This window comes from Mesorhizobium sp. M2E.F.Ca.ET.219.01.1.1 (assembly GCF_004016445.2).
Taxonomy (GTDB): Bacteria; Pseudomonadota; Alphaproteobacteria; order Rhizobiales; family Rhizobiaceae; genus Mesorhizobium.
The window spans coordinates 1-308 of the sequence record NZ_SADT02000197.1; the positions used below are offsets into that span (position 1 = coordinate 1).

Here is a 308-nt window from a genome sequence, read left to right on the forward strand (position 1 = left end):
GTTCGATTTCATCGTTCCCGAGGCACCGATCACTATAGTGCAGGTGCCGACGATCGCCGCTTGCGCCGGGAGAGGGAAGGCGGCAAGCAAGGACATCGCCAGCAGCGGTCGACTATTTCTTCTTCTTTTTCCTGTCATTGCCGGTTGTGCCTCTGATGCTCCAGCCTTCGTTGGCCCATCCAGGTGATGCGGCAGCGGTGGCGGGAGCGCTTGCGGCCACGCTCGCGGTCGTGCAGCCGTCGACATTGACGCCCATCTTCAACAGCTTTAGCTCCATCTGAAGGCGCTGCACCTCGAGTTCATAGAGC

At 60.1% G+C, this 308-nt stretch carries 1 pseudogene; it reads right to left on the reverse strand.

Features of this window, described 5'->3' with window-relative positions:
* Window positions 1-112: 112 nt before the first annotated feature.
* Window positions 113-308 (reverse strand): annotated as a pseudogene (locus tag EN862_RS35505) (hypothetical protein); the annotation flags it as partial.